General features: G+C 36.9%; 8 protein-coding genes and 1 pseudogene. All 9 read right to left on the bottom strand.

The window, feature by feature from the left end:
- Positions 1-81 precede the first annotated feature (81 nt).
- Positions 82-660 (bottom strand): prevent-host-death protein, encoded by a 579-nt coding sequence (locus EHR_RS08535; protein WP_010718485.1) that lies wholly within the window; start codon positions 658-660, stop codon positions 82-84.
- A 59-nt stretch (positions 661-719) separates the two neighbouring features.
- Positions 720-2,011 (bottom strand): annotated as a pseudogene (locus tag EHR_RS08530) (helix-turn-helix domain-containing protein).
- A gap of 457 nt (positions 2,012-2,468) precedes the next feature.
- The gene (copB, locus tag EHR_RS08525; RefSeq protein WP_010737924.1) at positions 2,469-4,706 is read right to left on the bottom strand and encodes a copper/silver-translocating P-type ATPase CopB; all 2,238 of its coding nucleotides are present in this window, start codon (positions 4,704-4,706) and stop codon (positions 2,469-2,471) included.
- A gap of 28 nt (positions 4,707-4,734) precedes the next feature.
- Positions 4,735-6,918 (bottom strand): copper-translocating P-type ATPase CopA, encoded by a 2,184-nt coding sequence (gene copA, locus EHR_RS08520; RefSeq protein ID WP_010737925.1) that lies wholly within the window; start codon positions 6,916-6,918, stop codon positions 4,735-4,737.
- On the bottom strand, positions 6,918-7,127 hold the full coding sequence (gene copZ / locus EHR_RS08515; RefSeq protein ID WP_010718490.1) for a copper chaperone CopZ: 210 nt from the start codon (positions 7,125-7,127) through the stop codon (positions 6,918-6,920). Before copZ ends, copA begins: the two co-directional genes overlap by 1 nt.
- Positions 7,128-7,143: 16 nt before the next feature.
- Complete coding sequence (locus EHR_RS08510; protein ID WP_010737926.1) at positions 7,144-7,581, bottom strand: CopY/TcrY family copper transport repressor; 438 nt, start codon at positions 7,579-7,581, stop codon at positions 7,144-7,146.
- Between the two features lie 73 nt (positions 7,582-7,654).
- The gene (locus EHR_RS08505) at positions 7,655-8,194 is read right to left on the bottom strand and encodes a P-loop NTPase family protein (protein ID WP_010737927.1); all 540 of its coding nucleotides are present in this window, start codon (positions 8,192-8,194) and stop codon (positions 7,655-7,657) included.
- A gap of 93 nt (positions 8,195-8,287) precedes the next feature.
- Positions 8,288-9,748, bottom strand: a complete 1,461-nt coding sequence (locus EHR_RS08500; RefSeq protein ID WP_010737928.1) for an APC family permease — start codon at positions 9,746-9,748, stop codon at positions 8,288-8,290.
- 529 nt (positions 9,749-10,277) lie between these two features.
- A complete protein-coding gene (locus tag EHR_RS08495; protein WP_010737929.1) occupies positions 10,278-12,338 on the bottom strand; it encodes a heavy metal translocating P-type ATPase in 2,061 nt (686 codons plus the stop codon).
- Positions 12,339-12,675: the final 337 nt, after the last annotated feature.

The following is a 12,675-nucleotide window of genomic DNA, read 5'->3' as shown; positions in this document are numbered from 1 at the left end:
TGATTTCTCATTGATCCTTGTAAAAAAGTCTGAAAAATCATAGCACCGAAAGAAGCAAAAAATAAAAATTTACGCTATTCATTAAAGTTCATGCAGATAGATTTTTTTTATAATAATTTTATCAAATAATTGTGATTGACTGTCTTGTTCACCAATAATCTCGGCAATTACTGTACGACTGTTTGGTTTTCTACGTAACTGATAATTGATCTTTCCAGTTGCGGTCAATTCGTTTAACATATCGACCACTCCTCCAAAGCCCGTCTTTTTCGTAATGAAACCTAGTGTAACCATTCGTTCATCTAAGTTTTTAGCAGAAATCGTTACACCAGTAATCAAATAACGTTTCAGTGTTTGTACCAGCTCATCTAGACCATCAGAAGTCGAAACGACAGCAGCTGTTTGGTCAGCGTAGTTTCCAAGTAGTTCATTACTTTCTATAGGTGCCTGTACTTCTTCATTTGCCTTCTGACGTAAATCTGCTAATTCTTGTAACAGTGTTTCATATTGCTCTTGTGTCAACATCACTCCTGCAACTTTTTCACGATTAAATATATATACACCGGTTTCAGCTTTTCTTGCCTGATCAAATACATCCATCGGTGATCGTTTTACTTCAGTGATTGAAGATGTAGGAACTTCTAATTTCTTTAAATCCAAAAGACATCCTCCTTTACTCATCTTCTTTATTATAACACACCCTTTTCATATGATAAAAATCAATTTTTCGTATCAATCCAATAATCAATATCTGATAGTAGACGATCTACCCCAAAAGAAGGTTGGTAGAAATAAGTCTTTTGATGTTTACTATTATTTAATGGAAAAAAATGGTCCGTAATAATCAATTGTGCATAACTTGGAGGGATTGATCGAGTACAAACATGTATGGAGGTCCGTTTTCGATGTCGCAAGGTCTTATCCAGAACAGAAGCTAGGCGGCGCGCTTCCTCGTGATCGTAACGAAAAAAAAGACGATTTTTACTTCTGGTGGATAGATTTCCAGGTATCCTCTTTCTTGCAAAACTTTAAGTAAAAGTAGGCCCCATTCATACGATGGATATGTAAGTGCTTGTTGTAAAGCCATCCGGTATTGATAAAGTTTTTCATTAACATTCGGCACCAAACGCAAGCTTTCCTGATACTCATGAAATTCCTCTTTGACTACTCTTTCGTGTAGTCCAATTGAGTAACGGAGCCACTCTTGATAGATAACTCGCGTAATCGTTGTTTTATTCGTACTTTCAAATTCACTAGCCAACCAAAACAACGAATCCAATTTCTCTGTTAAGGTCATTAATTTTCGGTAGATTTTCGTTTCTTCAATTTTTTTCCAGTATTTTTCGATAATGATGTTGCAACTTAAACGAACGATACAGCGGTAATTTTTTTCGCGGACAGATAACCGTTGTTCGTGTCGGAATAACAACTCTGGAAAAAGTTCAAAAAAAAGCGTGCGATGTTCGTCTAATATTTTGATTTCGGCATTTTGGGCACGTGTCTCCAACAAATGGATAAATAATTCGGAAAAAGACTGTTCTGTATCCCCAATAAAAAAGAGGGGAAAATCTTTAAGAAAACAGAAAAAAAGATAGCGTATCTTTCTTTCAGAACCATAAAGTTGTTGTTTTCGATAAGAAAAAGACAAATGATATTCCCCCAGCCATTTTCTTAGACGCTCTTGTGAGGAGCGATCATACTCTTGTTGATACTCCGTGTTCAAAATCAAATCCTTCAATAAGCAAAAGGATGAGGAGTGGATCAGAAAATCAAACAATAAATAGGGCTCACTGTAGCCTTTATTATAAATCAGCTTTACGCTTTTTTTATGTTGAATCAGTTGGATCGGAAAATCTCCTTCTTCTAATCTTTTTAAATATCGATCGATCGTTTTCACATCAACTAATAGTTTTTCTGCTAGATCCGTTTTTTTCCACGATAAATCTTTCATTTGATGGATCAATATAAATAGATTTTGTACATTTTTTGACAATAATCTTTGCCACTTCATTGGCGTTCCCTCACTTATTTTTTACTGTGTGTTTCAGGAGCACGATCAACTATAGATTAATACATCTCCCTATATATAAATTACGAAAAAAAACATTTTTTCTTCTTTAATTCAAACGAAATTCATTAAATTCTAATTTAACAGATCGAAAAAGTTAACTACTGCTATTTTTTTCTTACCGTCACACATTGAACTGTGCAAAATTTCGTACAATGGGAACAACTATGGTTACTGATTATTTCTTGAATCCCTCTCTCAACTTTTCTCCTGCCATTTTTTCTTTTCATTTTGTCTACATAAATAAAAAAGACAATCTTTAACGACCTTTGCTAAAATTGATTCGCTGAAAAATAGCTGCTTGCCAGTTTTCATTTGAATAAATTTGCTTGTGTTTGTCCTTAAAGATTGTCTTTTTTCTATTTTTACACTCACTCGTTAATCAAGTAACGTTAACAACTTATTTTAAAGTTAAGGCGTTGAGCGCAACGACCACTGTACTTAGTGACATCAAGACTGCTCCCACTGCTGGGCTTAAAATAAGTCCGATTGGTGCTAAGATTCCTGCTGCTAAAGGAATAGCAATAATATTATAACCAGCGCCCCACCAAAGATTTTGGATCATTTTTCTTCTTGTTTCTTTTGCTAATTCTAAGAAATGCAAGATATCTTTGGGGTCACTGTTCGTTAAGACAACATCTGCAGAATCAATCGCAATATCAGTTCCTGCTCCGATTGCCATACCTATCGTTGCCCGTGCTAAGCTTGGCGCATCATTGATGCCGTCACCAACCATGATCACTTTTTTTCCTTGATCAAGATATCTTTGAACGATCGCCTCTTTGTCATCTGGCAGTAGACCGCCGTAATATTCATTGATTCCAAGATATTCGGCTACTGCTTGGGCTGCTTTGGGGTTATCCCCAGTCAACATGACTGGGATAATATTTTTTTCTTTGATCGCTTGGATAAACTCTTTTGCTTCTGGTTTAATGACATCTCCTAGAGCAATCACAGCCACTAATTTATCTGAAACTACTAAAAAGCTGACAGTGTTTCCTTGAGCTTCATAGTTTTTTAATCGTTCAGGGTCGATTTTTAGTCCTAAACGTTTTGCTTCTTTTTCATTAATAATTTTAACATCTTTGTCTTCCACAGTTGCTTCTAAACCAACACCTGCTAAATTTTTTTGTTCCTGTGCTTGATAAGGAGTAATCTTTTTTTCTTTTAAATAATTCATTATCCCAATCGCTAAAGGATGATTTGCATGTGCTTCTAAAGCACCAATATATTTCAAGATTTCTTCTTCTTGATAAGCTTCATCTAAAATCTCAATACCAGTTACAGTAAATTTTCCTTGGGTCAACGTGCCTGTTTTATCTAACATGATCACATCTAGATCATTGGCTTGTTCCATCGCATTCCGATTTTTCAAAAGCAACCCATTTTTAGCTGCGATCGAAGTCGAACGAGCAACGACTAATGGAATCGCAAGTCCCAGTGCATGCGGACAAGCAATGATGAACACGGTGACCATTCGTTCTAGTGCATCTGGTAAATTTGCTAGGAAGAGCCAAGCAATAAAGGCGATGATCCCAACTACTAAAGCCACATAAAATAACCATTTTGCTACTTTATCTGATAGAAACTCTAATTTAGATTTTTCTCCTTGGGCTTTTCGTACCATCTCCATTACTTTTGCAAGGTAACCATTTTCGCCAGTACCTGTTACAGTAATTTCAATTGTTCCGTCGCCATTAATTGATCCACCAATGACCGAATCGCCCACTTGCTTTTTAACCCCTTTGGATTCACCCGTAACAGCAGATTCATCAACAATGGTATGTCCTTTGTCGATCGTCCCATCCGTTGGCATCTTGTCTCCAGCACGAACAATTAGACGATCACCTTCATGGACTTCTTTTAAAGAGACGGTTTCTTCAGTTCCGTCTTTTTTCAATCGTTTTACCGATTCAGGTAATAATTCTGCTAATTTTTGTAAAGCATCGCTGGCATTAGAGACTGCATTCATTTCGATCCAATGTCCCAATAACATGATTACGATTAACGTTGCTAATTCCCAGAAAAAATCCATGACATGTGTATGGGGGTTGATGAGGTTGGCTATAAAAGAATACACACTATAAACATATGCGACGGTAATCCCCATAGCAATCAGTGTCATCATTGCTGGACTTTTTTGTTTCAATTCCATTTTGGCTCCGCTTAAGAATGGTTGTCCGCCATAAATAAATAAAATCGTTGCCAGAACCAACACCACCCAATTAGAGCCAGGAAACGTCACTTGAAAAGGAAAGGACATCCCCATCATCGGTGAAAAAAGAATAATCGGAATCGCTAAAATCAGAGAAAGCCAAAATTTTTGCTTAAAGTTCCCCATGTGCATAGAATGATCCATTCCACTCATATTTTCATGACCCATGTGGCTATGATTCATTCCACTCATATCTTCATGATCCATATGGCTATGATCCATTCCGCTCATGTGTCCATGGTCCATCTGTTGGTGCCGTTCCATGTGTCCATGCGTATGGTGTTGATCCATATTTTCCATTTTTCCATGTTCCTGTAAATTATTCTTGGTATTCGTTTGTTCTACAGTTATTTTTTCCTCAGGATTCTTTCCAATAGCGCCCTTTTTATTTGTTTCATTCTCAGGATCTATTCCATTATTCATCTTTTTCCTTCCTTTCCTCTGAAACGATTTATTTGATCGTTTTTCGATTTAAGCTTAAAGAATTCAATAATACACTGATTGAACTAAAGGCCATTGCGCCACCAGCAATGATTGGGTTTAAAAAACCAAAGGCAGCAAAAGGAATCCCGATCGTATTATAAATGAATGCCCAAAACAAATTTTGTTTGATTTTTTTTAATGTGGCAGCTGATAAAGAAATCATTTGATTGATAGAAGTTAAATGACTATTCATTAATGTCACATCAGCTGTTTCCATCGCAATATCGGTTCCACTTCCCATTGCAATCCCAACATCTGCTAAAGCTAGCGCTGGGGCATCATTGATTCCATCACCGACCATGCCAACTTTCTTTCCAGCTTTCTGTAGTTTTTCTACATAGTTGGCTTTTTCTTCAGGTAAAACTTCTGCAAAGATATGGTCGGAATCAATTCCTACTTGTTTGCCGATTGCTTGAGCGGCTCGTTGATTATCTCCCGTAACCATAAACACATCGACACCTTTTTGTTGTAGTTGCTCGATTGCTTGTTTTGCATCTTCTTTGATTTGATCAGCAACGGCAATCATTCCAAGAACCTGTTCTTCGTTGGCTAAAAACATCACTGTTTTCCCTGCCTGTTCTAATTCTAACGCCTGTTCTTGAAATTCATCAAATGAAAGGTTCATTTCAGCTAGTCTCTTTCTAGTCCCAGCAAAATAATGAACACCGTTGATCGTTCCACTGATTCCTGCACCAGGATGAGCAACAAAATCAGTGATTGGCTGAGTTTTTGCACCGACTTTTGCACCATAAGCAACAATAGCTTTTCCTAAAGGATGTTCAGAAGCATGTTCAAGGGAATAGAAAAGGGAAATGATCTCTTTGGGACCGATGACATCTGTTACTTCTGGTCGGCCTTGTGTAATCGTTCCAGTTTTATCCAAAATAATACTATTTAGATGAGCGGCTCCTTCTAACGCTTCGCCACCTTTGATCAATATCCCATTATGAGCACCGACCCCTGTTCCTACCATGATGGCAGTTGGTGTTGCTAAACCAAGCGCACATGGGCAAGCAATGACTAAAACGGACACACTATGAAGCAATGCTAACTGCCAATCCTTCGTGAGCCATCCTGTAACTAATAGTGTCACCAATGCTAAAAACAAAACGATCGGTACGAAAATCCCTGAAATCTTGTCAGCAATTTGTTGGATCGGTGCTTTACTTCCTTGAGCATCTTCCACCATTTGGATGATTTGTGCCAACACCGTATCTTTTCCTATCTGAGAAACTTGTATTTGGATCAATCCATTGGTATTGATCGTTCCACCAAAAACCATATCTTTTTCTTTTTTCTCAACAGGTACACTTTCTCCTGTCAACATGCTTTCATCCAATGCACTAGTGCCAGCAATGATCCGTCCATCTGTAGGTACTTGTTCACCAGGACGAATCACTAAGATGTCATCGATCATGACCTCATCAATTGCAATCGTCTCTTCTTTGCCATCTCTTAAAACTTGTGCTGTTTTTGTCTGAAGGGACATCATCTGTTTGATGGCATCGCCTGTTTTACTTTTTGCTGTATGTTCTAAATACTTTCCAAGTAAAATCAAGGTAATGATCATACTGCTACTTTCAAAATAAAGATCATGGGAATGGCTAGGGAAAAAACCATTATAAATGCTTAATGCGAAGGCTGCAGATGTTCCAATCGCAACTAAGACATCCATATTCGGCGCTTTAGTTTTTAATGCATGATAGGCTCCTTTATAAAAGCGCCAACCTACATAAAATTGCACAGGCAAAGCAAAGAGCAACTGCACAAGAGACAGATGGAAGAACGACACAATTGGTCCATGACTTCCAAGCATCATGGCAATCATTGCTAACATCAAGGGTAGAGTCAAGATCGCACTAAAGATAAGATCAAACTTCATTTTTCTTAAATAGGTTTGTTTCTCCTCAGCAATTTTTTGTTTATGCGCTTCGTCATATAAAATTGCCCCATAGCCGATATTTTCGACACTTTTGATCAATCTTTCTGTAGTAGTGTCGGTATATTTCACACTTGCCTTTTCAGTGGCTAAATTGACAGTAGCAGACATGACACCAGGTTGTTCATTTAGTTCTTTTTCGATTCGAGCAGAACAATTCGCACATGTCATTCCAGTAATGACAAATGTTTCCATTTTGGTATTCGTTGCCATCAAATCACCTCTGCTTGATAGCCTAATTCATTGATTGCTTGACAAATCTCTGTCGCTTGAACATTTGCTTCATCAAATTTCACAACGGCTTTTTCTTTTTTCAGCTGAACTTTTACTTTTTTGACACCACTGATTCTTCCGACCGCTTCTTCAATCCGAGCCACACAATGGTTGCAACTCATCCCTTTAACTGAAAATTCTTGTTTCATTCTTGTTTCCTCCTTATTACTGTTTCTTACATTCACATTGGCCAGGTATACAATTACATTCAATCGTTTCGACTGGCTCTTTTTTATTGAGTTGTTTCATGATCTGCTGAATATCTTCTTGGGTCAATGTCGCTTCTTCAACCAAATCAGCAATTGTCGCACCGACTCTTTTTGCACAAATATGTGAAAAGAGATTTTCAGTAGCACTTCGAACGTTTTCCATCTCGGAAACAGCTGGATGATAAATAAATTTCTTTCCCTCTTGTTCAGTCCAAAGCGCTTCTTTTTTCACCAAACGCCCTAGAAGGGTTTTAACAGTTGCTACTTTCCAATCCATCGAATCAGCTAATATCTGAGTGATTTGTTGGGCATTTGCTTGACCTAAAGTCCAGATAACTCGCATGACTTCCCATTCAGAATCACTGATTTTAATTAATACTCTCTTTTCTTCCATTGGTTTTTCACCTCCATCGATTACATTTGTAAACTTAACTTCGATAATAGATTACAACTGTAATCGAAAATTGTCAAACAATGGGCTTATTTTTTTTCAACTGGTCAATATACTTTTGTCGATCACGTTTATTATCTAAAATGAGTAATTTATTTTTCACTTGCAATGTATCGATCAGTTGGAAGATTCGAGATTCATTCTTTCGCTTAAAACGCCAAACAAAACACAAAAAATCCAAGTATTCTTTATCCAACTTTTCAGTAAACTCATTAGGCATGTCAGGTCTGGTCGCACGATCTCGCTTTCTTTTTAAAGTTCGTTTGATGACACGAGTCATTGCAAGATACGTTGGCACTCGTAATAAGATGATTTGATCTGCTTCTTGCAACCTCTTTGCAGCAGTAGCAAGATAGTTTCCTTCGATGATCCAGTTCTCATGTTTAGCCATAAAGTTTTCTTGCTCTAGTTGAAACCAAACTTGTGCCTTTTCACTATAATCTGTACCATGCCATAAAAAATCTAAGGGTAAAAGAGGAATCTTTGCCGTTTCTTGAATAGTTCTTGCCAGTGTCGATTTTCCAGAGCCACTTTGTCCTAAAATTACTATCTTCATCTTATTCCTCCTCCACTCAAAACTTTTTCTTTTTTATTTATGATAACATGAGGCACAAAAAAAGAGAGAAACGATCGTTTCTCTCTCAGCTCATTATGTTTTAATCAATGTTTCTTTTACATTTTTATTTTTATCACGACGGGCAATCGCTGGTAAGATCATTCCCAACATGATCAAAATAATTGGTGTAACGACATTTGAGATCAACTGGAACCACCAAGCTTTAGGATCAGCCGCATACTCGACTTTGGGAACCATTCCCAGAATACAAGCAAAAGCGGTAAAGGCAAAACACCAAGCACCGAAAATAAAACCAACCTTTGGATTCTTCACGAATTTATACTCAGAAGTAAATTTCTTGTAAGCTTTATTCAACATCATATACGCTAAGAATACCCATAAATAACGCATAGGCATTACTACTGAATTTAGATTAGTCAACCATTTCACTAATTCGTTCATGTCTTTGATTCCAAAAATGGGTAGTAAAATGATGATGCTAACTAAAATCCCAGTCAATAAATAGCCATTGACGAGTGTTCCTTTATTGCTTCGTTTACGTAACCATGAAGGAACAAATTCTGGATCTGCATCTGCTAATAAAATTTTCAGTGGTGCATCGATTGAGAAGGCTAATGCGGAAATTTGACCAACCATATTTGTCAAAGCATAGATGATCATCAACGAATTACCAATGCCATAATAGTTGCCTAGGATTTGGAAAGCACTGTAAGCACCATTTGCCATTAAGTCTTTCGGAATATTGTCACTCGCAAATAACATTCCCATCGCTACAGAACCTAAAACCGCACAAACACCAACCATTGCAGCCAAGAAAATCATTCCTTTTGGAAATTCTTTGGCTGGATTTCTTGTGGAATTAACATAAGGAGAGATTTTTTCTGCCCCACCTACTGCAAATACAAGCATCGAAACGGTCGTAAAATAGCTAAAGTCAAATGTCGGGATGTATGTTTTGACCTGATTCATTCCTGTAGTAGCAAATTCCATATCAGTAGTAATAAATGGAGCTGTTACTGCCATCAAAATAAATAAAAGTGACATGACAAACATCGCAGTTCCTGCTAATCCACCAATGACCTTCAATGTGGATAATCCTTTTGTAGAAAGATACAAGAAGGCTAAGAAAATTACTAAGGAAATCACTGCTACCATTTGAACAGTCATTGTGTTAACAATATTTCCATTTCCTTGAACTGCCCATCCAGCAGCAATCAAAATTGCCTGAGGTTTTTGTGCAAGATAAGGAATGTGGACGACCCAATAAGTCCATGCAGCATAGTATGCCAACCGTTTATTTGATGTCGTATTTTCGACCCAAGAGCTGACGCCACCTTTACTGTCTTTAAATGCGGAACCAAGTTGCCCTACGATCAAGGCATAAGGGATAAAATAAATAGCAAGAATCAATAGCCAAGAAGTAACAACTGAAATTCCTTGTTGCGCATAGTTGTTTACTACATTCCCCATGCCCCAAACCATGTTGAAAGCAATGAGTGCTACGGTAAACCAACGTAGTTGTTTATCGTTCATCTGTTTTCTCCTTTTAAATTTTTTAAATAAAATATTTATCTATTTACAATCATAAACAAATTCTTATCTATTTACAATAGTTCGTTATTTTATGTGTGTATATTTTTAATTTTCCCACACTATTCTTCCATCTTTTTATCATTTTACACAAGATAACACCTTGTATAAATTAGTTAATCCCTTTCAAACTGAACGATGTAAAAGAATTTTCTAAAAATTAGATCAAATAGTTATTTTAATATGCTTACTTTCTAATCAAAAAACAACAATGGGTAGTACAATTCAAAAATCGTTGCTTTTAAATAAAAAAAGAAATTCCCCTTTCATCCGAACAGTCATCAAGCTGACGAATAAAGGAAAATTTCTTTTCTATTGATCAATAACAAACAAAATACACCTATAGAACTTCATTTTAAACACACATATAAATAGTTTGGTTAAAGATTTTCACTTATTTTCTGATAATCCTACTCCGTAGGCAAGAAAAGTTCACTTTAACGATGCTTGTGTTTAGATCAACAGTCGATCGTTAGAGTTTTAAACATCTCATAGCGTTTAAGACTGCTAGTACAGTGACACCTACATCAGCAAATACGGCATCTCCCATTGTGGCGATCCCGAATGCGCCTAAAATTAAGACAACACTTTTGATCCCGATTGCAAAGATAATATTTTGTTTAACGATTTTCAACGTTTTTCTTGATAAGCGAATAGCATCTGCGATTTTTCCAGGTTCATCATTCATGATCACTACATCAGCCGCTTCGATTGCTGCATCACTTCCAAGACCTCCCATCGCTATTCCGACATCAGCTCTAGCTAGCACAGGTGCATCATTGATTCCGTCACCAACAAACGCAGTCTTTTGCGATGCGTTCGTGAGGATTTGCTCTAATTTAGCCACTTTGTCTTGCGGTAAGAGCTCGCTATAGACCGTGTCGATTCCTAATTCATTTCCAATATGTGTCGCAATTGCTTGTGCGTCCCCGGTAAGCATCACAGTTTGTTTAACTCCAAGTTTTTTTAGTTTTTGTAAAGCTGCTTTTGCATCTTCTTTGATGGAATCTGCAATCACTATGCTTCCAACATACTGTTGATCAATTGCCACATATACTAAGGTACCAACTGCTTGATTGACTGGAAAGGCTATATTGTATCGAGTGAAAAGTTTATGATTTCCTACTAAGACTACTTTCCCATCCACAACTGCCTTGATTCCTTCGCCTAAAACTTCTTCCATTTGATCCGTGGGTAATAATGCTCCTTCATAATCAGCTAAAATCGCTTGTGCAATCGGATGTGTCGAATATTGTTCTACACTTGCAACATATTGCATGAATAAAGGTTCAACCATAGTAGTTTCAATTGATTGAACAGAAAAATCACCTTTTGTCAGAGTTCCTGTTTTGTCAAAAACCATGGTGTCTGTATGAGCTAATAATTCAAGGTAATTACTACCCTTCACTAATACACCCATTTTACTAGCTCCACCAATCCCTCCAAAAAAGCTTAAAGGTACCGAAATTACTAAAGCACAAGGACACGAAATCACTAAGAACGTCAAAGCTCGGTAAATCCATTCATCAAATCCTGTATTTGGTAACACAAGTGGTGGTAAAATGGCTAATAAAACAGCTAATACTACTACCACTGGCGTGTAGTAACGAGCAAATTTAGTGATGAAATTTTCTGCTGGTGCCTTTTTACTACTTGCATTTTCTACTAATTCGAGCAATTTACTAATGGTTGAGTTTTGATAATTTTTTTCTACTTCAACAACTAATGGTTGATTGATATTGATAAAACCACTTAATACTGACTCTCCTTCAAAAACTTCTTTTGGAACCGATTCTCCCGTTAATGCAGAAGTGTCAACTAATGACTGCCCACTGATGACTTTCCCATCTAATGGTACTCGTTCTCCTGGTTTGACAAAAACATGCTCCCCAATCATTACTCTTTCTGGCTGGGTTGTCACCAATCCAGCTTCTGTTTCAACATGAGCCACTTCTGGTCGAATCTCCATCAATGCACGTATCGATTTTCTTGATTGGTTGACTGCAAAGCCTTGGAAATATTCTCCTACTTGATAAAACAACATGACCGCTACTGCCTCTGGATATTCACCAATCAACATCGCACCGATCGTTGCGATTGCCATCAAAAAATTTTCATCAAACAATTGACCTCTCGTAATGTTTAATGCAGCTTGTTTAATAACATCAAAACCAATAAATAAATAGACAAGTAAAAATCCAATAAAACGAATCGGTTCAGCTGGATCCCAAATAAACAAGCCTAATAAGCCAATAGCTGATAGGACAATACGAATCAGATCCTTTTTTTCTTCATTTAATGTCGAAGTCACTTCTTCCATCTCTTTTACCTCAACTTCTGGTTCTAATTCCTTGATCACTTTTCTAGTTTCAGTTTCGATTTCACCTATCTTATCCTGATCTGCGTCAATCGTTAATTTACCTACAGCAAAGTTAACATTTGCTTGCTTTACCCCATTGATTTCGTTGATTCTTTTTTCGATTTTCATTGCACAGTTTGCGCAATCCAATCCTTCTAATCGATAGCTTTTCATGCTCTGACCTCCTCACTTTAAACATGAGCATTTATTCATATATAATTATATATGAGCGGTCACTCATTTGTCAAACTAATACTTCTTCTATTTTTTATCAATCAAAAAAGCATTACCTTTACAATAAAAAAAGCGACTCATAAAGTGAAAACCATATCATTCATTGTAAGAGTACAGGAGTGTCACAAATAAAAAAGAACTGAACAATGGAATCTACACTTGTCATTCCCTGAACTAATCCATACCTAATAGCTATCTTATCAGCAATAAAAAAATAAGCATTTCTCCTATTTGATTAAAACTCCCCCACTAGCCAAACGAGTGAGGGAGTTTTTTT

Origin of the sequence: Enterococcus hirae ATCC 9790 (assembly GCF_000271405.2) — a bacterium.
In the GTDB taxonomy this organism is placed as follows: domain Bacteria; phylum Bacillota; class Bacilli; order Lactobacillales; family Enterococcaceae; genus Enterococcus_B; species Enterococcus_B hirae.
This window is presented reverse-complemented; position numbering and strand designations above follow the sequence as displayed.